We start from the raw sequence: 22,313 nt of genomic DNA on the forward strand, positions 1-22,313 counted from the left end.
CAGTGTCTGGTGTGATCACGGCGTCGGAGCCTTCCTGGATAGTCCCGTTCACCGGGCTGAGCACACGGCAGTTCGGCAAGCTGGTGAGGTTTCTGCGCCGCGGGGATGCGGACGCCGCCCGCAGGGGCCGGCCGTGGAGCTTGCCGCTGGAGGACCGGGCCTTGCTGATCGCGACCTACTGGCGGACGAACCTCACCATGCGTCAACTGGCCCCGCTGTTCGGGGTTTCCAAGTCGGCAGCAGACCGCATCATTGATCACCTCGGGCCGATGCTCGCCCTCCAACCCCGCAACCGGTTCACGAAGGACACCGTGCTGATCGTGTCAGCGTCCGCTCCGCCTGAAGCCCCACAAAGACAGGCAGACTCGCCTCGCCGCCGAGCCGGCCGGTCGTCGAGTCACGGCGCAGGCTCGTCTGCTGCCGCCAGTCAGGGACCGCGACCAGCACTGCCAACACGAGGAACGAGGCAATGGAAACCGTCGCGACGATCACGAGAAGGGCCCGCACCGTCAACGGCGTCCGTAACAACCGCTGGCGTTGGCGCGGCGCCCGATGGGCGGGAGACAGGTCGGGGGTCATGAGTCCTCGTCAGGCACGGGATTTGGAAGCGCGGAAATTGATGAGGCCGGTCTTGCGACGAGCGGACGGCGGGAAATGTTTGGATGCACCACGATTCCGCTTCGGCTGTTTACCGTCACGGGCAGGCAAACCCAAGAAATCTGGGCGACGTACGCAGCCGCTGACCTGCGCACATCCACGCTCGTGGCTGGGATTGTGGACACCTGGGCGCGTGGCTTTCCGGTCAACTCGCCCTCAGGACGGGTGGCATGGGACTACCGTGAAGGCACTATCACTGCGTATTCACACTGGGACTTCGCCATGGCCCACCACAGGACGCCGGGCAACAAGAGGGAACGCGACGCGCTCCGCAGGGAAATGCTTGCTGCCGGATGTACCCGCTCAGACATCGCAACCGAACTGCGGACACGATTCACGTTCCGGCCCCGCGAGGCATGGCGACACGCCCACGGCTGGAGCCTCCAAGAAGTCGCAGACCGTATTAACACCGTTGGCACCGGACGACCTGACGCCGTCGCTGCGGACGCCTCCCTCCTCGGAAAGTGGGAGAAGTGGCCGCTCACAGCTGGGCGCAAGCCCTCGGACGCGGTCCTGCGCCTGATGGCTGCGGCCTACGAGTGCGACGTGTTGGAACTGCTGGACTTTGAGGACCGGAGGGCGATGCCTTCGGCGGCAGCCGCGCGCAGTCCGTCCGGTCCTCAGCCCTCCGCAACGCCTACGCCCGAGCCTCCGGCACGGACCGCGCCCGATCTTCCGACCGGTGCTGTCGCTGCGCGGCGCGCCGCAGAGGAGAGCGCAGCTTGGGCAGCGTGGGCCGAGAGCACCAACGTTGGACAGTACGCACTGGAACAAATCCAAGCTGACGTCCGTACCCTCGCGGCCGACTACCTCGTCGGCGACGCAATCGACGTTTTCACCCGCACCCGGGCCCTGCGTGACACAGTCTTCCGGCTTCTGGAGGGGCACCAGCCGCCCCAGCAGGCCGCAGATCTCTTTCTGTGTGCCGGATACGTGTGTGGCCTGATGGCCTGGATGTCCAGTGACCTCGGCCACCTATCCGCCGCCGATACCCACGGGCGTACCGCAATGTTGTGCGGCGAAGCAGTCGGGCACAATGGACTGAGGGCGTGGACGGCATCGACTCGCTCGAAGATTGCGTTCTGGGACGGTCGGTACCGCGACGCCATCAACCATGCCCGCCGGGAGGCCTCGTACAACCCGCCTGGCACCGTGGAGGCGTTGCTCGCCTGTCAGGAAGCCGACGCCTGGAGCCGCCTCGGCGCTACGGACGAGACCCATGCCGCCTTGCGCCGCGCTGAAGCGGCCCGTGAATCGATCGAGGGCGAAGACGAGATTGGCGGCTTGCTGTCCTGCTCGATCGGCAGGCAGGAGCAGTACGCCGCCGCAGCCCTTCTCCGTATCGGCTCCTACAGCGAGGCGCTAACCCAGGCCGACAGCGCCCTCGGACACCTTCGGGCCCAGCAGGTGCGCGTATACGGCACGGAAGCACAGACCAGCATCAGCCAAGCCATGGCATACGTCGGCCTAAAGGAGCCTGAGGCGATCATGGACAAACTGGAGCCGGTCCTCGAATTGCCGCCCGAGCGGCGCCTAGACACCGTGATCGGCCGTATACGCGACCTCGGATCGATGATGGCGGGTGGTCCGAATGCCCGCGGAGCGGCCAGCGTCAAGGCCCGCGCACACCTTACCGACTGGTGCCAGGACAGCGCTCCTCGACTCCTGGCCTTCTGGCCAGGAGGTGACTCGGCCTGATTGGATCACCCGTCATGACCACAACACCCGAATCCATGATCAACCACTGGTGGTGGCGCCCCGGGTGGCGCAAAGGCCGATCCTTCTACACCTGGCACTTGACCTTCGGCGATCAGGCGGACGTCCAGCGCTTCGCCGCCGAGTACCGTGCGGCCCTCGCGCCCATCGGTGGACTGGACCTCATACCTGACCAGTGGCTCCACCTGACAATGCAAGGAATTGGTTTCGTCGGCGAAGTCTCGGAGGACACTGTCGATGCCATCGCCGAGGCCGCCAAGCCGCGTCTTGGAGCGATACCTCGCTTCGCCATTACCCTCGGCACACCGGTCGTCGACCCGGAGGCGATCCTCGTGCTCGTCCAACCAGCAGACCCCGTAAGGGAGCTGCGGGACGCCATCCGCGCTGCGATCGGCGACGTCCTTCCGGAAGTCCCCGAAAGCGCCAGCGGATTCACTCCGCATGTCTCCGTCGGCTACAGCAACAAAGTCGGCCCGTCAACGCCGTTCACCGAAGCCATCACAAGCTCGAACGTCGCCCCCGCGACAACCAGCGTCACCAACGCGGCTTTGATACGCATCAACCGCGACCACCAGATGTACGAGTGGACAACCATCGCTGAGATCCCACTCCGCTGAACATCACACGTCGGCTGCGCTACCCAGCAACGGACCCAGGGTGCCGATCCGGAGGAGCGAGCAGATTAACTCCGAATCGGCACCTGCTTCACATTTCACTTCGAATAGGTGTCGCCTGACCCGCGAACCGAGGCCTCGCGTCAGTGAGCCTTTTCCATCATGGGTTTGAGCTGGCCAGATGCAGGCTGAGGACGGCTTGGACGAAGGCGGTTATCCGGGTGGTGGAGCACCGGAGTTTGCGCAGGAGTCGCCAGTTCTTGAGGGTCGCCATGGTGTGCTCGACGAGGGCGCGGATTTTCGCGTGGGACCGGTTCACCGCCTGCTGACCGGCGGAGAGGGTCTCCCATCGTCCCCGGTACGGGATGCGGACGGTTCCGCCGGCGCCGCGGTAGCCCTTGTCGGCCCAGCAGGGGATGTCGGCCTGGGCGAGGGCGTCGATGATGCCGTGTTCGCGGGCTGCTCGGATGTCGTGGACGGCGCCGGGCAGGGCCGGTGAGGCCCACAGCAGTCGGCCGGACGGATCGGTGAGGACCTGCACGTTCATGCCGTGTTTCTTGTGCGTCCGCGTACAGGTGCAGCCTGGTGACGCGCTTCGCCGAAACCGGCCGTGCGGTTACCGGCCCTGCGTACGGCATCGCACCACAAGGTGTCAGATGTGGATCTGCGAGACGCTCTGAGCAAGCTGATTCAGGGCGTGAAGGATCCCGTGGCCGAACTTCGTCGGGGCGATCAGCACGCCCAGGGCCAGCACAATGACCGCAGACATCTGTTCATCGGTACGGCTCCTGGCCTCAGTGCGGCGGCGCAACCGGAGCACCACGATGACCGTCAGCAGGAGCGTCATGTTGATCGTCAAAGTCACGGTCAGTCCCTCCGCCAGCCGACCCACACACGAGACTTCGGGCGCTGCCCGGCCTCACCGCTCCCGAGCATGAGCGCTGACACGGCCCCTCACCCCGGAAAGTGTCCACACCGCCTTGAGTCCGTCAGAAAGTGGCCGATACCGCCCTCTTGAGCGAGGACACCGGTCGGCAGTCAACTGCCCGATCGCCCCAAGGCGTAAGGGCAACGCGACAAGTCCGCCAGCCGCTACGCGGCTGGCGGACTTGTCGCGTTGTCAGCGGTCAGGAAGCCGACGTGGGCCGACGTTTCCGCATGGCTAGCCCCAGGATGCCAAGTACCGCTCCCAAAGCGAGGATTCCTATGCCCATCCCCCGCTCGACGCCGCCGTTGGCTGCGGCAGCCACCGCTGCGCCGGCCGCTATGAGAATGACGGCTGCGACGATCACGATCATGGCGGACTTACCTGTCACTGGGTTTCCTCTCTAGCCGGTCAGGTATACATGGCGATTCCGTAGCCGATCAGGAATCCTCCTGCTGCCACGGCGAGGACGCCGACGCAACTCCAGCCGCTCACAGCGGCCGGATATTCAGTGCGGCCCGGAGTAGACGTCTGCTGGCCGACAGCCCAGTCGCCGGTCGCGGCCGGCGCAGGGCGGGGCCCTGTCCGAAGCATAAACCGGACCGGGGCATATCCGACAGCATGCGATTCAGGCGACCGCAACCTGGCCTGCTGCTCGCATTCCGCAACGGAACACGGTTTACCTACGTGGGGCGGCACAAGGCCGCTTATCCCGCCTGCCTCCGGGAACCCCCTTCCCTGCAGGCTTTTCCCATGATTCTTTTTTCGGCGGGCCACCTTTTCCGTTGCAGGCTTATGGGGCGCCAGACAAAATCTGGCGCCCCATAATTCTTCTATCACACGATCTCACTACAGCGAGTCGTCAGCGCTCCAATTCAGTTGACCGTGTGCGGGCCAGTCGCCGGACAGTGAGGACGAGGGCGACGGTCACGATGGCGACTACAAGGGAAACCCACCAAATGACTGGATGGTCGGTTGCGTTGGGCGATGTGGTCACCATCGCGATGCCCGCCGCCACCAGGACCAACACCATCAAGCTTGATGACATTACAAGCTTCGTCATGCAGGCTCCGCGACGCACTGGCTCCGAGTCTTCCTATCCCCAATGTGCGGTGTTGGGCCTGCAGTGGCCTGCTGGGACTTCACCGTCGCGCCACTGAATCTTTCGAGATCAGGCTGATTGTCGGTTTTTTGAGATCCTCACGTAAAGGATTCCGGAAACCAGCCCAGCCGCGCCGAAAACGAGAGCGGACTGCCATACTGGCCAATCGAATGCTCCTACGGAAGTGGCGATGACTCCCGCAACTGAGGTTGCAATCCCGCATGCAATGACGCGGATAATTCTCCGCTTTTTATCCTCGTCGTTCACTAGTCCCTCCATAGCATGAGCTTAGGCGAAAAATCCGCCGGTGAGAGCGCCAACGAGTCCACCCAGCGCTCCGTTCACTCGCTCTTCCTCGCCTCCTCCGGCCACCGTGGCGGACGGCGGAACGACAGACCCCGCTGCCTGGGAGGACTGGATGAGGTGCGTTCGTTCGGTCGTCGACGGCGCAGAGGACTCAGCAGGCGGGTCGGCAGGATAGAGGGCCACTCGAAGGACAAGATCACGATCTACAGCTGCCGTACTAGCCGCTGTGATCCGACTGCGGAAATAAATTACCCCTTGTCTCGTCGGGCAGAGATTCCTGACGAAGTACCGATCACCACGGCCATCACGCCGACCGTTGCGAGAATGCGTTGCCAAGGGGCCCAATTGGTTTGCCAGATGAGAATCATGACTAGCATGATTGCAAGCGCAAGGATGAACCAGACTGCGCGCCTGGTTATCCGGTTCGTACCGATTGGAGTTCTCCTCTCGTTCCAGCTGGGCGCCGCTCTCAAGGAGGCGGCACCCAGCCGATCACAATCTAGAAGCCAGGCAGGAAGGGCGCGAGCAAACCTCCTGCCACACCGGCTTCAAGGTAACCTTCGGGCTCCAGCCCAAGAGCTGCGGCTGTTCCGCCAGTTGCCGCTCCTGTCCACAGGCCAGCGGTAACTCCGCCCGCTACGGCGCAACCGATACCTGCTGTGCCTGCACAACCGATGCCGATCAGGGTTGCGGCAGCCGCTGTTGCAAGCACACCGCTTACTCCGACAACGACATCCCTCCAAGCGAATGTTCCGTTGGGGTCGGTGTGGTTGATGGGGTCGTTGCCGAAGGCGGCGTAGGGGTTGGTTTCCTGGCCGGAGGGGTCGGTCTGGGTGAAGCGGGTGATGGCGGGGTCGTAGTAGCGGGCGCCCATTTTGTACAGGCCGGTGGGGTCGAGGTAGGCGCCTTGGAAGCGGTAGGGCTGGGTGAGGGTGCCGGTGGCGCTTCGGGATTTTCCGGCGGGGGTGTAGGTGTAGCCGGCCACGCGGGCGCCGGTGTTGTCGACCAGGCCGAGAACGGATCCGGCTGCATCGGTGAGGTAGTAGTAGTTCTTTCCCCCGGTCCTCATGGAGTTGAGTGTGCCCCCGGGCTCGCGGGTGAATCCGGTGTCCACGCCGGCGGTGGTGGAAGCGGCGAGCCCTTCGGGGCCGTTGTGGAAGCTGGTGGTGTTGAAGCGGGTGCGTTCGCCGTTGTCGGTGCCGGCGTAGTCCGCGGTGTAGGAGGTGCCCCCGACGGTGAGGGAGGTGAGCTGGTTGAAGTCCGACCAGGCTTCGCCGGTGCGTGCGCCGACGGGCGAGGCGCCGTTGGTTTCGTCGCCTGCGCTGTCATACGTCCAAGCGTTGGGGTCGAGGCTGTGCGGGTCGGTGAGCTGGGACGCGTCGTTGTAGGCGTAGTCGAAAATGGTGGCGTCGGCGCAGGTGCTGGAAGCGGTGGCGGTGGTGTCGGTGTCGGTCAGGTTGCCGGCCGCGTCGTGGCAGTACAGCCATCCGGCGGTGCGAGTGCCGGCTGAGTTGGTCTCCACCGTGCGGTATGCCTGGTCCTGGGAGTCGTAGGCGTAGGTCTGTGTGGTGCCGGCGACGTTGTCGGCGCGGGTGTGGATCAGGGCACCGTCGGTACCGGAGGGACCGGAGGTGTAGGTGTAGGCGAGATCGACCAGCGTCGTCGAACCGGCCTTGGCGGTGATCGACTTGGGGCGGCTGGAGTTGTCCGGGACGATGGTCTCGGTGGTGCCGCCGGGGTAGGCGACGGAGGTCAGCACGTCGTCGTTGTTGTAGGTGTACGTGGTGGTCGAGCCGGAGGGGTCTTTGAGGGTGTGGAGGTTGTTGGCGGCGTCGTAGCCGTAGACGACCTGGCCGGTGGGGTCGGTGTAGGTGGCGACGTTGCCGGCCGGGTCGTAGGTCAGCAGCGTCGTGGAGGTGTCGGGCAGCGTGCGCAGCGATTCGCGGTTCAGGGCGTCCGGCTGGTAGGTCGTAGTGCCGGTGGCGTCGGTGCGGGAGGTCCGGTTGCCGTCACCGTCGAAGACGTACACCACGTTCGCGCCGCCGGAGGTGGCCACATTGGTGGTGCGGTCGCGGCCGTCGTAGGTGTAGGTGGTGGTGATGTTGCGGCCGTCGGTGGCGGTGTGCGGGCGGCCGAGCGCGTCGTAGGTGTAGGTGGTGGCGCCGAGCGGTGCGGGCGGGGTGACCTTGTCCAGATTGCCGCTGGTGTCGTAGTGGAACGACGTCGTCTTGCCGTTCGCGTCCTTGGCGGTGCAGCGCTGGCCCTTGAAACCGCCGCAGGACGGGGTCGCGTCGTTGTAGGTGTACGAGCGGGACGCGGCCGCGTCGCCGGTCACCGAGACGGTCTTGGTGTTGCCGGCGGTGTCGTAGGAGTAGCTGGTCTTGTTGCCCTGTGCGTCGGTGAAGTCCGGCGGCACGTCCACACCCGCGATCGTGGAGTACTGTCCGAACGCGGCCGAGGCGCCGGTCGGCAGCCCCACCGAGGACGGGTTGTTGCGGGCGTCGAACCCGTAGACGGTGACGTTGCCGCCGGTCCCGCCAGTGCCCATGGCGTCGGTTGCGGTCTTGACGTTGTGGTTCGAGTCGTACGTCGTCGACCGTGAGTGCGTCAGAGCATCGGTGACCTTGGTGACCGTGCCGTCGGTGTTGACGGTGTAGGTGGTGGCGTGGGTGTTGGGGTCGGTAGCCGTGGTGGTGCCTGCGGCGCCGACGGCGGCGGAGTAGGCGTAGGTCCAGGTGGGGCCGGTGTTCGCGGCGGTGTCGGTGATCCGCTGAACGGAACGCACCCGGTTCGAGGAGTCGTAGGAGATCCGGGTGATGTTGCCGTCCGGGCTGGTGATCTTGTTGATCCGGAACGAGCCGTCGGACAGCGACTCGTAGCCGAAGACGGTTGCGCCGCCTGCGGTGTCGGTGGTTTTGACGAGGTTGCCGTATCCGTCGGTGTCGTACTTGGCGTACCGGCCGGTGTTGTCGGTCGCCCGCCACTGCGTGGTGTTGTACGGCGCCAGGTCGACGGACCGCCCGGTGCGGTCCTCGGTGAGCTTGTAGCCGCCGCCCGAGTGCTGGGTGACGGTGATGGTGGCGCCGTTGCGGTCGGTGACCTTCGTCAGCACGCCGGCGGAGCTGTAGGTGTCCTTGGAGCCGGACTTGCGGCTGGTGAGGGAGTAGGTGCCGTCGCTGTTCTTGACCAGGTCCTGGGAGTATCCCGCCGGGGTGGTGTAGGCGCTGCCGGTGCCGACGGTGAAGTGGGCGCTGCCGCCGGTGGAATCAATGACGTAGACGTCCGTACCGGAGATCTGCAGGCGCCGGTCGTAGCTCGCCCACCAGCGGGTGCCGAGTGTGCCGCCGACCCCGGTGAACGAGGAGTAGGTCCGGGTCAGTTGCAGCCGGTCACCGGCTCCGGCGATGTCGAAGTCGGTGCCCGCCAGCAGGAAGTCACCCGACGACAGGTCGACCCGGGCTACCAGCGAGTCCGTCAGGCGGGTGTCGGAGTACTGGTGCCACGGCACCTGCCCCTGGCCCGACGGCGGCGCCGCAAGCGGGCTGACCGTCTGGCTCCCGGCGGCGCCGCGCGCCCGGCGAGCGGAGGCGCCCGCCGACGCCGCAGCCGTCAGGTGCGTGTCGGAGGGCACCGGCCGGTTGGTGCCCACCGGAATCGACGGAACGCTGACCTGGTGACGGTGACCCCAGACTGAAGCGGGATCGGCCGGCGCGGCCTCGGCGGTAGCGGCGCTCAGCGGGATTCCTGCAGCGGCCACGGCGAGAACCGTTGACGCTGCGGCGAGGCTCCAGCGTGAGCGGCGGCGGGCATGCGAAATCGCGCCCGCCGTGGGCTTGTTGCTCATCTTCCCCCCATGGAAAGAGTCCCTGGCAGCCCCAGCGGCTCCCAGGAGAAGCCACAACCTGTCATGGTCTCGTGACCGTGTGCTACCGCTTTTTATCGATCCTCAGTTTGATAAGCGATTTTCGGCCAGAGCCTCGCGCTCCGCTCCACGGCTGACCGGGGCCACAGCGGCTGCCGCAGTCAGCTACACAGCGAAAGCGCCGGTCAGCAGGGGGCAACATTGTGGCGGGAAAGGTGGCCCTGCTGCTTGCCTCACCATCGCGGGAACAGCGGGGCGCAGCACCTTCGTTGGCAAGGGGAGGATTGCCCTAGGGCAATTATCTGTGTGCTCGAAGTCCCCTTCTGCTTTGGTCGGCCGTCCTGATGCGGCGGACCGGTGACATAGGTCACACACGGCCGAGGGATTCCGATGATCAGATGCCCGTCCGTACGCTGATCCGTCGTGAAGGAACGGCAACCGCCTGATCCCCGAGCCTGGTTCGCCGGGGGCCTCCACACGATGACCGCCGGTTCGCGGACCACGGCCCTGCACCAGCGGAAGCGCTGTCGCGGCGCAGGCAGAGGCGTTTGTCGGAGTGCGAGCGGCCGGAGTCGTTCCCCCCCCCAGGGAGCTCTGGCCGCTCCACAGTTCACGGTAAGCCAGCTGCTTCGACCCAGCGCGCCGAGCCTGTCTCCCGGTCACGCCGGGGCGTTGAGCACCCTCGACAAGAGCGGCCACTTCGCGGCCATGGAACAGCCCACCGCTTGACGGCGAACCGCCGGGCCGCATCCGGCACGCAGGCACGGCCGGCGCAGTAGGGCCGCCACGCGGGTCACCGGCCAAAGGCTATGCCGTGCGTAGCTCGCCGAGGGTCTGGTTGAGCAGCCGGGACATTCTGCCGCCGCGTCTGTCTGCCCGGCAGATCTTCGCCAGTGGCCCGTGGGCCTCAGCCCTGTCGCTGACGGCGGAGTTGAAAAGGCCCCATCGGTCGGAGGGGCAGTGGGCGGCTGCTGGTCACGGTCGCTGCGGTTCGCGCGATCGGTTCGGGGCGAGAGTGCCGCTCAGGTCGTGGTGGGCGGCGGACCAGGCCGCGTGCCAGCGGATCCGGGCCGCGCGGACGCTGTGGGTGTTGCGAGTGAGGATTGCTGCTGTCAGGACGTCGTTGGGTCCGAACCGCAGGTGGATCACCGCGGTGTCGGTGGCGTCGGAGCCTTGCAGGAGCCAGGTGTCGTGCCGCAGCGGGATCGTGTCGGCGCGGTGGCGTGCCAGCAGGCGGATACGCTCGCCTGCCGTGGCGTTGTGGGCACCGGTGACCTGGAGGTAGTGCTGACCGGGGGTGATGGGAGTGTCCACGACTCGCACCCGGTGGATGTATCGCCCGTCGTTCGCGGCCTGGCGCACCATCTGGTACCACGGGCGGTCGGGGTCGTAGGTGACCGGTTCGCCTCGCCGGATTGCATCCCATCGGGGGTCGCGGCGGTCCGAGTGGTATCCGCGGCGCACCTCGATCCGGAAGGCTCGGTGCCAGGCTGAGTCGAACAGCAGGCCGTCCAGGCCGGCGGGTGTGAGTTCTCCGTCAGCGGGCAGCACGGCCGCCCTCCACGTCCTGCTCCTGACCCCGCGCGGCGGCAGGCCGGCTCGGTGCGGCGGCGATCGTGTGCTGCGCGCGGGTGCACGCGGCGGCGCCCGTGCTGGGCAGGCGGCCCGGCGCGGGGAGGAAAGCTTCGGTCAGCGGTGCGGGTGAGGCGTGGGACACCCGGAAGCAGGTCATGGGGTATGGCCCTTTCTCAAGGCGGGCAGGGCGGAGCCGTGGCGTGGCATGGCATGGCGCGGCGGGGGACGCCGGACCGGTCGGGCGACGCAGGGACGGCGTGCCGGGGGTGCCCGGGGCCGGACTTGAACCGTGCCCTTGCCGATAACCTCATCCACCCTGGTCAGAATGGGTGTGCCGGGACCTTCGCGTTACCGGATACGGACGCTGACGTGGCGCCCTGGCGGGGATGACGATCGCCTCGGCATGATGATCGGTCGTGCTGTTGAAACTCGTCTACCTGAGCGTGCCGAGCGTGTTCGCGATGCTGCGCCTGCTGCCGATGAGCGACCGGGACAAGGACATCGAGATCCTGGCGCTACGCCATCAGATCGCCGTGCTGGAACGGCAACTGAGCGGGCAGCGAATCCAGTTCGATCCGGGGGACCGGGTTTTCCTGGCGGCGTTGCTGCACCACCTCCCGAAGGAGGCGCTGCGCCGCATGCGGTTGCTGGTGCGGCCGGACACGGACCTGCGCTGGCACCGGGATCTGATGGCCCGCCGGCACGCCGCGCGATCCCGGCACCACCGCGGAGGTCGGCCGCGCACTGTCCGCTCCATCCGGGCCTCGTACTGCGCCTGGCCCGAGAGAACCCCAACTGGGGGTACCGGCGCGTGCACGGCGAACTGCTCGTTCTCGGAGTGAAAGTAGCCGCCTCCACCGTCTGGGAAATCCTGAAGGACGCCGGCATCCCACCGGCGCCCGAACGGGCATCGAGCACCTGGGCGGACTTCCTGCACTCCCAGGCCGACGCTCTGCTGGCAGGTGACTTCTTCGAGACCACCACCCTGTCCGGAGCCCGGCTGTACGTGTTCGCGGTGATCGAGCACGCCAGCCGGCGCATCCGGGTCCTGGGCGCGACCGCGCACCCCACCGCGTCCTGGATGACCCAGGCGGCGAAGAACCTGGTCATGGACCTCGAAGACGCGGGCTGCCGGGCGAAGTTCCTGATCCGCGATCGCGACGGGAAGTTCCCCGCCCTCTTCGACACCATCCTCACCGACGCCAGCATCGAGGTCGTCCTCAGCGACGTGCGGATGCCACGGATGAACTCGATCATGGAGCGATGGGTGCAGACGTGCCGCCACGAGGTACTGGACCGCACCCTCATTTGGAACCACCGCCACCTGCTCCATGCCCTACGGGAGTTCGAACAGTTCTACAACGAGCACCGCCCGCACCAGGGCATCGCCAACGCCCGCCCCCTGCACCCGTTGCCGCCGCCGATCACCGACCCGGAGCAGATCGCGCGCCTCGACACACGGAAACGCGACCGACTCGGCGGCATCCTCCACGCGTACCAACATGCCGCGTGACCTGCGCAGATGAGGTTTTCGGCAGAGGCACCGTCGGGCGGTGTGACGCGGATGGTGTCCCGTAGTTGCGGCGTTGGTCTGCAGGCAGGGTATACGTGGCCCTGTCTGACGGTCCCGTGCTATCCGAACACTATCCAAGTCGGCGTACAAAACGGAGAGTCCGAAGCGGAGATCACAGCCCGCATCCACGCGGCTATCAGCGCAGAGGCTCACCTGAGCCTTCGGCGAGTGCGTTACCGTTCATGGAATCCGACCACTTATCTTCATTGAAGAAAACCACGACATAATCGGTCTGAATTTCCCCGAACGGCGATTCTGATAGCCCAATCGCCTGCCCTCGGCAGAGTAAGAACTGCCTTCTGGGCCATAGCCGGGGTACACACGCTCACCCTGCCTGACGCGCAAAAGAAAGTCCCACTATGAATTTCACGCACATCATGTACGTCGATGACTCCCACACGGAAATCCACCAGGACGCTCGATTCCATGTCGTCAACAGTTTCGATTAGGCAGCAGCCAGGAGTCCAAACGAGCGGCTCCTCACCAGTATCCCAATCTGGGGTTTCTGAATTCCCGAAGTTCTCGACTACTATTTGGCTCCAGGCCGGGGAGACGGTCGTCGCGGCGATCAGGGTGCTCATGCCCATCGCCTCTTCTTTTCGCCTCCGCCTAACTTCCATGTGGCAGAGAAACGTCTGGGTCGGACGACGTGAAGATTCGTCAAAGGCTGGCACCAGGAGCGCGAAAGCGCAGTGACAATTTGCCAGCGTCATGTCAATGCAGTCGACCATTCCTTATCATCAAAGATGATCGCTACATAGTCAGGCCGCTCGGCTCCCTTGACGGCGATACGCATCTTCCAGTCACCAGCCCTGGGCAGCCGCAGGGTTTCGTTGTCATACTCCGTTGGGGTCATAATACTCACGATTCCAGAAGTGCACGAGAAAATTCCGTCGAAAATTGTTCTCGCACCTGGCGTATCGGCAGCACCGAGTCTGACTTCAACGGTCACATCCCCATCCGTATCGTCGACTGTGCCGATCATGAAACTCCCGGGAAGCCACACCAACGGCTCATCACCCGTCTCCCATTCGGGCGCATCCGAAGTGCCGAAATCGCGGACCATGATCTGCCTGTACTCTGGCGTCATCGTGATTCTTTTGAGGACTCTGCTCACATCTAATCTCCATAATCAGTGAAGCCCGTGCGGCAACTTCACATTGATGACTTTTACGAGATAGCGTTGACCGTGCCGAACTGGAGTGTTCTGGTAGAAGGTGCTGATTTTACCTCCTTGGATGCTGTTCTCCGTGCCCGGAACTCCCATGATCTGGGACCCAGAGCCGCCTTCCAGGCTTGAAGCGAACGGGTATTCATCGCAGGTCCCGGGCCCCTTCCAGTGCGTAGCGTTGCAGCCTGCGGCTCTGCGCTTCATGGACCGAATCTTTCGATCACGATTCGCGTGCAAGATGAATGGGTAGCCGCGGAGTATGGCAGTCTGGTCATTAACTGCGATATTCGGCGTCAGGTTGCCGTCGACGACCATGACGGGAAGTTCGCGGCAGTCGAACTCCGTCATGTTGAATCGAGAATCTGCGACGCAATCGTCGACCACTTCATCCCATTGCGGTTTCGTCAAATCCTTCGGCTTGGGCAGAATCCAAAGGTATTTGTCTCCCCTAATCGTGTGGGTCGTGAATCCGAGGGGGTCGAGAGCACATGTAACGCCACTGATTGCAGTACGGACGGTCTGTCCGAGGCCGAGGCGCAGTGCCTCTCGTTCTGCCAGCTTTCCAATGATGCTACCGGGGCTTACGGCCCATTGGCCTGTCGGGTCTGTCTTTGAGGTTGGTGAGTTGTCGGCGTACGAGTAGGCGGAGTTGTACGGCGTGTCAACGCGGAGTTTGATGGGGTCGGTGGTGGTGAAGCGGCCGAGGGTGGGGTCGTAGTTGCGGGCGCGGAGGTTGAGTCCGGCTGCGTTGGTGGTGCGTTCACGGTATTGGCCGGTGAAGCCGAAGGGATTGGCGGGCGGGCTGGTAGCGGTGTTGGTCTGGGTGTATTCGCCGTAGGCGGTGTAGGTGTAGCTGGTTTGGAGGGCTCCGGTTGCGTCGGTGAGGTCGGTGACGGAGCCGAGCTGGTCGTGGTGGTAATAGAACGCGGCGTCGTCGCTATTGGTCTGCGCGTGGATCTGTTCCAGCGGGTTGTACTGGTAGTACGCGATGAGGTAGCCGGTGGCGTTGTAGTCCGACGATGCCTGGGGCAGGGCGTAGTTGGTGTCCCAAACGGTGGTGCGGGAGGTGGCGCCGTTGGTCTTGGCGGTGGTGCGGTTGCCGTCGGCGTCGTAGCCGTAGGTGTAGGTGGAGCCGCCGGTGGTCAGGCCGGTGAGGTGGTTGGTGGCGTCGTAGGTGTAGGTGTTAGCGCCTGCACCGGTCTGGTTGCCGTCGTTGTCGTAGGTGAAGGCGCGGGTGGTGGTGCCGGTCAGGGTGCTGGTGAGCTGGTCGGCGCCGTTGTAGGCGTAGGTGGTGAGTGCGCCGTTGGTGGTGGCGGTGGTGCGGTTGCCGACGCCGTCGTAGGTGTAGGTGGTGCCCGCGGCGGTGTTGGGGCAGGCCGTGGCCTGGGTGGCGGCAGTGCAGTCGGTCAGGAGCCGTCCGGCCTGGTCGTACGTGTAGTACTGGTGGCTGTCCGGTTTACCGAGGCGGTTGACGTCGACGCGGGAGGGCTGGCCTGCGTCGTCGAGGGTGAGCTGCCAGTTGGCCAGGGTGGTGGTGCCCTTGGTGGAGCCGATGGCGGTCAGGCGGCCGTCGCGGTCGTAGCCGCGCTTCTCGGTGTAGCCGTTGGCGCCAGGCATGACGGTCGAGGTGAGGTTGCCTGCTTGGTCGTAGCCGAATCCGGTTGTACCGGTGGCGGACTGCTGCGAGTTCTGGCGGCCGTCGTCGTCGTAGGTGTACGTGATCTTGTTGCCGGTGGCGGGGGCGGTGACGATGGTGGCGCCGGTGAGATGTCCGGCGCCGTCGCCGCTGAACAGCCGCAGGTGGTTAGTGGTGTCGGTGGCGACGATGTCCAGGGTGGTGCCGGCGTTGAACTGGCCGGTGGCCGGGAGTCCGAAGGTGGTCCAGTCGGCGGTCTGGAGGATGTAGGTGCCGAAGCCGCCCGTACCGGTGGCGGGGTAGAAGCGGAGTTTGTTGTTGGCGGTGTCGCGGGCGAGGAAGTCAGTCTTGCCGTCCGCGTTGAAGTCGCCCGGCACCAGGTACATCGCGCCCCAGCCGCCGCCGAGGTCGGTGCGGGGGTTGAGGGTGCCGTCGCCTTTCCCTGAGTAGAAGTACAGGTGGGCGTCGGCGGAGTTGATGGCCAGGACGTCGAGTTTTCCGTCGCTGTTGTAGTCCAGCGAGATCAGCCGGTATGTCGCCCAGCCGGGCCCGACCGTGGTGCGGGTGCCGAATCCGCCGGTGCCGTTGCCGGGGTAGAAGTACATGGTGTTCGCCGACGAGCTGAACGCGAGGAAGTCCTGCTTGCCGTCGCCGTTGAAGTCCCCGGCGGTCAGCGTCATCACGCCCCAGCCCTGGCCCAGGTCGAACGCGGCGGCGAAACCGCCCGCACCGTTGCCGTTGTAGCGGAAGAGGTGGCCTGTGGACTTGTCGATCGCCAGCAGGTCGGTCTTTCCGTCGCCGGTATAGTCGATCGGCAGGACCTGGCTGAACCCGGTGCCCGTACCGGTCAGGGTGCTGCCGGCGGTGAAGGTTCCGTCGCCGCGGCCGAGGTAGGTGCGGACCGTGCTGGTGGCGTCGGTCCGGATCACATCGGTGATGCCGTCCCCGTTCAGATCCGCGGACACAGTCTGGGCAGTGCCCGACCAGTCCAGCGCCGCTCCGACCGCGTAGTCCTGGGCGCGCGAGGACAGGTGGCCCGCATCGTCGTAGGTGTAGGCGAACGCGCCCTTGCCCGCCGACGGGGTGACTGCGGTCAACTGCCCGTTCTCGTCGTACCCGTAGGTCCGGGTGCCAGTCGCATCGCTGACGGTCTTGCGCTGCCCGGTCGCGTCGTAGGTGAAGCCCACCGCCGGTGTGCTGTCGCTATACGTCGTTCCGCTGGGCAGTCCCCGGCCGTCGAAAGCCGTTGTGGACACGGTCCCGCGCGCGTTGGTGACCTTCGCCGGGTTGCCGTCCTGGTCGAACTCGACGGACTGCTTGTGGTTCAGCGGGTCCGTCACATCGGTCTGCCGCCCCGCATCGTCATACCCGTATGTCGTCGTGTGCCCGTTGTCGTCGGTGCGGGTCGCCAGCGTCCCGCTGACGTTGTAGGTATAGCCGGTGACCGCGTTGTCAGGGCCGGTGACCTTCGCGATCCGGCCAAGCACGTCGTACTCGGTCTTGGTGACCTGGTTCAACGGATCGGTGACCTGGGTGACCTTGTTCATCGCGTCGTGGTCGGTCCGGGTGATCTTGCCCAGAGCGTCGGTGACTTTCGTCTGATTCCCCGCCGGGTCGTAGTCGTACGCCGTGGTGAACTGTGTCTTGTCCGCACCCGTCACATTGCCGCGCGGGTCGACCTGGGTCCGCATCCGCCCGTCGAGGTCGTACGTCCAGGAGGTGACGAAGCCCAGAGGTGACGTCTGGCTTTTGTGATTGCCCGCAGTGTCGTACGCGTCCGTGGTGACCTTGTTCAGCGGATCGGTGCTCGTGAGTTGCCGGTCCGCATCGTCATACGTGAACTTCGTGACCTTGTTCCGGGCGTCCGTCGTGGTAGCAATGTTGCCGTTGCCGTCGTAACTGGTCTTCGTGGCGTGATTCAGACCGTCGGTGACCGAGATGACGCGGTTTAGAGCGTCGTACGCCGTCACGGTTTCAGCCCCGGACGGGTCCACGGTGCGTGTACGGTTGCCGCTGCCGTCGTAACGGTAGGTCGTGGTGAACTTCGCCTTGTCCGCCCCAGCCACGTTCCCCCGCGGCGATGTCATCGACACCTGCCGGTTCGCTCCGTCGTAGGTGTAACTGGTCTTGTTCTGCGCCGGGTCAATCGTGGCGGACACATTCCCCGCCTTGTCATACTCGGTCCTCGACACCTTGTTGTCCGGACCCGTCACCGAGACCTGGCGGTTGAACTTGTCGTACCCGTACGTGGTCACGTGATTCAGCGCGTCCGTCACCGTGAGGACGTTCCCGTTGTCGTCATAGGTGTACGACGTCGCATGCCCCAGCGGATCCGTCTGCTTCCTGAGCCGCCCCGCAGTGTCGTACTCGGACGTCGTAGTGAACTTCGCCTTGTCCGCTCCCGTGACATTGCCCCGCGGATCCGTCTGCGACGTCACCCGACCGGCACTGTCATACGTCGCGGAGGTGATGTTCCCCTCCGGATCCGTCGTCGACGTCAGATTACCGACGCTGTCGTACCCATAGTGGGTCACCCGGTTCCCCGGCTCCGTCATTGTGTCGGCCAGGCCACTGGCCGTGTAGGTGTACGACGTCACCCCGGCCGGCCCCGACTCAGACAGCAGCCGCGCACTGGACCCGTCATACACGTACACCGTCTTATGGCCACGACCGTCCGTGTGCGACTTCAACCGGTCCGACGCGTCGTACTCCCACGCCTCGGACGTGGTGTCGACCTGTGCGGATATAACGTTGCCGTGGCTGTCGTACGTCATGTCGGTCGCCGCGGATTTTCCGTCCGTGCTCCTGGTGACATTGAGTTGCGGGTCGTACGTACGATCTGGACCGTACCCAAGTGGGTTATAACTGTAGAGCAGGACACCGGCCTGGTAAACGTCTGTCCAGATGCCCCCGTTGGGGTCCGTCATATCGGATTCACCGGAACCGGCAGGCCCACCAGCGGCCGGAACCCAGGCAAAAGTGGTGGTCTTGTTGTCGGCATCGATCTGCTGAGTGATCCGCCCGGTCGTCGGATCGTAGGTGTTCTGCGTGATCGTGTTTCCCGCAGGATCCACAATCGTCGCTAGCTGCCCGGCGGTGTCGTACGTGTAGTGCGTGACACCGCCGTCTGTGCCGGTAACACCGGTCAACTGGCCACTGGTATAGGCGTAGTGTACCGAACGGCCGTCAGCGAACGTCGCCGCGGTCAACCGGCCGCTGCCAGTGTCAACGTCAAGGGAGGCCGTCCGCCCAGCAGCGTCAGTGACGGCGCTGAGCACGCCTGAGGTGTAGGCAAGACTCAGACCGCGGCCGTCGCTGTCCTTGATCGCGGTCAGGCGGCCTGCCTGGTCGAACGTGCGCGTGCTGTGGTCCAATGCAGTAACGGTGAATCCCCCGGTGACCGCCGCCAGCGTGTAGCGAACCGGCTTCGGCGTCGAGTACGACCCGTCACCGTTCTTCGTGAACACCACACGCGCACCATCGGAATCAACCAGGGTCGCCTTGTCACTCGCCGGGATCAGCGATGACTCAAAAGCAAGAGACCAGCCCTTCCCGAGCAGACCCGTCGTCGAATTCGCATCCGAACGATACGAACGCTCCAGCACAAACGGCACTCCCGCCCCAGGCACCACCGCATCCGTCACCGTCTCCGTCACCGTTCCCGTGGCGGTGTTGACCGGATCCGCACGATTGGTCTGGTGCGAGCAAGAGCACTGACCGTCCATTCCGCCGGGAATTCCCGGGGTGAAGACAGCAGGCGCGGTGGGTGACGTCACGGGAGTGCCCCATGCATAGGGAACATAAAATATTCCTGCAGAATCGTGGTGTTCCTGGAGCTGGGTCGGAAAATAGATCTTCGCGTAGTAATTCGTCCCTGCCTTGCCCTGCAGCACTCCGTCGCCGATGTCGAAGCCGCACAGGTTCTCAGGGAACGTCGGTACGATCCACCTGATGCAACTTCCGCTGGTGTCGCCGTCCACCGGACTGTCAAGGTCGACATATCGGTCCGCGACCAATGAGTTGTTTGACGCCTGGTAGAGCTGTAGATGCATGAATAGCGGAAACCCCGGCGAAGTAGCATCCACCACTACTTCCCACGTCGCCACCGCCGTGAGCGTCATGTCCGTTGAGTTCATCTATGCGCAGAACAAGTTCGATGACAGTCCCTCCGACAAGACCCGGAACCTGTCCAAGACCTTCGAGGCGTTCTACAAGGCGAACAGTGACGTCGAAGGCCAGAACCTGAGCATCGCCAAGATCGAGACCGCGTTGACCGCCGCATCGAGGGAACTTGACGAGAACTACGAGGAGCTCTTCGGGCCTCTCTTCTCCTCGCGGCAGACGTTCGGGGTCGACACGATCGCACCGGGGCAACGCCCCCGCGTCGTATCGCTGATCGAGGGGGCTGGCCTACTGCGCGGCAGCACACGGATCCAGTACCAGGGCGGAGGCGGCGGCGTGCCGCTGCCCGAGGGGCACAATGGTCTGGGCTACAGCAAGCTGATCTTCACCATCCTGCAGGTGATCGGCTTCCATCAGGCCTACCTGCGCGAGAGTCCCCGGCCCGCGTTGCAAGTGCTGTTCATCGAGGAACCGGAGGCTCACCTGCACCCGCAGATGCAGGAGACCTTCATCAGGAATATTCGCGCCTTCATTAAGGATCAACTGAGCTGGAACGTGCAGGTGGTGATCACCACCCACTCCTCGCACATTGTTGCCAGCGGGGGCTTCTCCTGCGTCCGCTACTTCGACTCGGCTGGTAGTGACGTCACCATCAAAGACCTGTCCACGTTCCGCCACCGAGTCCGTGCCGAGCCCGGCGGCGAGGAGACACTGCGCTTCCTCCAGCAATACATGGTTCTCCAGCGCTGCGACATGTTCTTCGCCGACAAGGTCATCCTGATCGAGGGCGCGGCCGAACGGCTCCTGCTGCCCGCGATGATTGAGCGCTGCGCACCGGAGATGACCAGCAAGTACGTGTCGGTGGTCGAAGTCGGTGACGCCTACGCGCCCCGCTTCCGGGAGCTGCTCGCTTTCCTCGGGGTGCCCACGCTGATCGTGACCGACCTGGACTCCGTCGACCCGGACGACAACGGTCGTGCCTGTCCCACCGACGCCGTGAACGCGGCGACGGCCAACAGCACGCTCAAGCAGTGGCTGCCCGGCGAGAAGTCAGTCAGGACCCTGCTGGATCTCGACTCGGTCCACAAGACCCGTGACAACGTGCGTGTGGCCTACCAGGTGCCCGAACGCGACGGCGCTCCGTGCGGCCGCAGCTTCGAGGACGCCTTCATCCTGGCCAACGCGCAGCCCCTTGCCGACCGTCTGCACACCCTGGAACTGGCCTCAGCCTTCATTGCCGAGGTGGGCAAGACACCGACCGCGGCCGACATCGAGAACAAGGCCCTGCAGATCGCCAAGAGGCTCGGCAAGAAGAAGACGGACTTCGCCTTCGACGTGATGCTGCTGCCGGGCTGGTCCGTGCCCCGATACATCCGAGAGGGCCTGAAGTGGCTCAGCTAGAACTGGACACCGTCGCCCAGGTCGAAGCGGCCCTGGACAACCATCAGAGCTTCCTCGTCGAAGCCGGCGCCGGATCGGGCAAGACAACCGCCCTGGTGCACGGACTTCGCCATCTGCTGACCACACGCCAAGCCGAGCTCGCGCAGACCCGCCGACGTATCGCCTGCATCACCTACACCAACGTGGCCAAGCGCCAGATAAGCGAGCGCATCGCCGACGACCCGCTGGTCTACGTCGGCACCATCCACGAGTTCCTCTGGCACACCATCCAGGGCTTCCAACACCAGCTCCGCATCGAACTGCTTGCCCACAACCAGACCCTGCGCACACCCACCCCGGACCTCGACGAGAGCCTGGCCCCCGGGACGAAGATCACTTACGGGGATCGGGGGCGCCGCTTCAGCAGGGGCGAAATCGGACACGACGACGTCCTGGCACTGGCGTACTGGATGGTCTCCACGTATCCGAAACTGGCACGGATCATCGCCGACCGGTTCCCGGTGATCTTCGTGGACGAGTACCAGGACACCCAGCCGGCCACCATCGACATCCTCCTGGATCACCTGGCCGGGATCCGTGGCACGGCATGCGTGATCGGCCTGTTCGGCGACTCCATGCAGAAGATCTACCGCACCGGTGTCGGGAGGGTCGAGGACCCTCGGCTGACCCGCATCACCAAGCACGAGAACTTCCGGTGCTCCCAGGCCGTGATCAACGTCCTCAACCGGATGAGGCCGGAGCTGCAGCAGCACTTCGCCGGCCCACCGCGCGACGGACAGGCCTACCTGATCCTCAATCAGGCCATCCCCAGCGCGTCGGAGCGACTGGCCGCCGCACGCAGCACCCTGGAGGCCAAGGGCTGGACCGAGCAGGACACCAAATACCTCCAACTGACCCACCGCGGCATCGCCGAGACCCTGGACTACGCGAACCTCCTCGCCGTGTACTCCGAACGAGGGTCCTTCGGACGCGACGACCTGCTGGACGCTGCCGAGCCTTATGCGCAGTACACGCGGGATATCGAGGAGATCTCCTCGGCCTACGAAGGCAACGACTACGGAGAATTGAGCCGCCTCCTCGGGGTTGCCGGGACGCAGATCACCCGACACACGCAGAAGGCCGCAATGACAGCAACGCTGCGCGAACTCGACCGACTGCGCAGCGTCGGCACGATCGGCGACGTCGTCGACTTCGTGGCCAACAAGCGCCTGCTCCGCAAGCCGACGAAGATTCGCGCCGTTGAACGAGACCTTGACCGCGACGGCCTCGACGAAGCCGACCAGAAGCGCGTCGACTTCTCCCGACAGGTGCGCGAGGTCGCCTACCGGGAGATGATCTCTCTGTGCCGTTTCAGGGACCAGCGCACACCGTTCTCCACCCAGCACGGGGTCAAAGGCGACGAGTTCCCCCACGTCGTCGTGCTCGTCGAGGACGGAGCCTGGACGCAGTTCGACATCGGCAAGATGATCGCCGGAACGGACAAGTCCGAGCGCACCGAACGCTCCCGCAACCTCTTCTACGTCTGCTGCGCGCGCCCCGTGAACAGCCTCGCCGTCGTCTTCCTGTCCGACCCTCCCCCCAAGGCAATTGACATCGCGCAGCAGTGGTTCGCGGACGCCGTCGTCATCCCGTAGATGGATGCGAGACGCTGCG

11 protein-coding genes and 3 pseudogenes are annotated in these 22,313 nt (G+C 64.9%); 6 read left to right on the forward strand and 8 right to left on the reverse strand.

Going from position 1 to position 22,313, the window contains the following annotated elements:
• Positions 1 to 2: 2 nt before the first annotated feature.
• A pseudogene (locus ACZ4EF_RS31200) lies at positions 3 to 341 on the forward strand (helix-turn-helix domain-containing protein); the annotation flags it as partial.
• On the opposite strand, the gene ACZ4EF_RS31205 reads toward ACZ4EF_RS31200, so the two are convergent.
• Positions 298 to 579, reverse strand: coding sequence for a hypothetical protein (locus ACZ4EF_RS31205; protein ID WP_467507519.1), 282 nt, complete (start codon positions 577 to 579; stop codon positions 298 to 300). The pseudogene ACZ4EF_RS31200 and the gene ACZ4EF_RS31205 sit on opposite strands and share 44 nt — an antisense overlap.
• Positions 580 to 1,203: 624 nt before the next feature.
• Between ACZ4EF_RS31205 and ACZ4EF_RS31210 the strand changes: the two genes are divergently transcribed.
• Together ACZ4EF_RS31210 and ACZ4EF_RS31215 are read left to right on the forward strand one after the other, a co-directional pair.
• On the forward strand, positions 1,204 to 2,355 hold the full coding sequence (locus ACZ4EF_RS31210) for an XRE family transcriptional regulator (protein WP_467507454.1): 1,152 nt from the start codon (positions 1,204 to 1,206) through the stop codon (positions 2,353 to 2,355).
• A 14-nt stretch (positions 2,356 to 2,369) separates the two neighbouring features.
• Positions 2,370 to 2,990 (forward strand): 2'-5' RNA ligase family protein, encoded by a 621-nt coding sequence (locus ACZ4EF_RS31215; RefSeq protein ID WP_467507456.1) that lies wholly within the window; start codon positions 2,370 to 2,372, stop codon positions 2,988 to 2,990.
• Between the two features lie 157 nt (positions 2,991 to 3,147).
• On the opposite strand, the pseudogene ACZ4EF_RS31220 reads toward ACZ4EF_RS31215, so the two are convergent.
• The 5 genes and pseudogenes from ACZ4EF_RS31220 to ACZ4EF_RS31240 all read right to left on the reverse strand — a co-directional run.
• A pseudogene (locus ACZ4EF_RS31220) lies at positions 3,148 to 3,549 on the reverse strand (transposase family protein); the annotation flags it as partial.
• A gap of 90 nt (positions 3,550 to 3,639) precedes the next feature.
• Positions 3,640 to 3,834 (reverse strand): hypothetical protein, encoded by a 195-nt coding sequence (locus ACZ4EF_RS31225; RefSeq protein WP_467507517.1) that lies wholly within the window; start codon positions 3,832 to 3,834, stop codon positions 3,640 to 3,642.
• Between the two features lie 940 nt (positions 3,835 to 4,774).
• Positions 4,775 to 4,975, reverse strand: a complete 201-nt coding sequence (locus tag ACZ4EF_RS31230) for a hypothetical protein (RefSeq protein WP_467349871.1) — start codon at positions 4,973 to 4,975, stop codon at positions 4,775 to 4,777.
• An 844-nt stretch (positions 4,976 to 5,819) separates the two neighbouring features.
• The gene (locus tag ACZ4EF_RS31235; protein WP_467507458.1) at positions 5,820 to 8,951 is read right to left on the reverse strand and encodes an RHS repeat-associated core domain-containing protein; all 3,132 of its coding nucleotides are present in this window, start codon (positions 8,949 to 8,951) and stop codon (positions 5,820 to 5,822) included.
• 1,206 nt (positions 8,952 to 10,157) lie between these two features.
• Complete coding sequence (locus ACZ4EF_RS31240) at positions 10,158 to 10,733, reverse strand: DUF6879 family protein (RefSeq protein WP_467507460.1); 576 nt, start codon at positions 10,731 to 10,733, stop codon at positions 10,158 to 10,160.
• Between the two features lie 440 nt (positions 10,734 to 11,173).
• On the opposite strand from ACZ4EF_RS31240, the pseudogene ACZ4EF_RS31245 reads away from it, so the two are divergent.
• Positions 11,174 to 12,270, forward strand: a pseudogene (locus tag ACZ4EF_RS31245) (integrase core domain-containing protein).
• 769 nt (positions 12,271 to 13,039) lie between these two features.
• Here ACZ4EF_RS31245 and ACZ4EF_RS31250 read toward each other — a convergent pair.
• Complete coding sequence (locus ACZ4EF_RS31250; protein ID WP_467507461.1) at positions 13,040 to 13,447, reverse strand: hypothetical protein; 408 nt, start codon at positions 13,445 to 13,447, stop codon at positions 13,040 to 13,042.
• Between the two features lie 15 nt (positions 13,448 to 13,462).
• A complete protein-coding gene (locus ACZ4EF_RS31255; protein WP_467507463.1) occupies positions 13,463 to 19,258 on the reverse strand; it encodes an FG-GAP-like repeat-containing protein in 5,796 nt (1,931 codons plus the stop codon).
• Between ACZ4EF_RS31255 and ACZ4EF_RS31260 the strand changes: the two genes are divergently transcribed.
• Entirely contained in the window at positions 19,257 to 20,660 is a 1,404-nt protein-coding gene (locus tag ACZ4EF_RS31260; RefSeq protein ID WP_467507465.1) for an ATP-dependent nuclease, read from the forward strand. The genes ACZ4EF_RS31255 and ACZ4EF_RS31260 overlap by 2 nt on opposite strands.
• On the forward strand, positions 20,648 to 22,294 hold the full coding sequence (locus ACZ4EF_RS31265) for a UvrD-helicase domain-containing protein (protein WP_467507467.1): 1,647 nt from the start codon (positions 20,648 to 20,650) through the stop codon (positions 22,292 to 22,294). Before ACZ4EF_RS31260 ends, ACZ4EF_RS31265 begins: the two co-directional genes overlap by 13 nt.
• Positions 22,295 to 22,313: the final 19 nt, after the last annotated feature.

This window comes from Streptomyces sp. NPDC025721 (assembly GCF_055558595.1).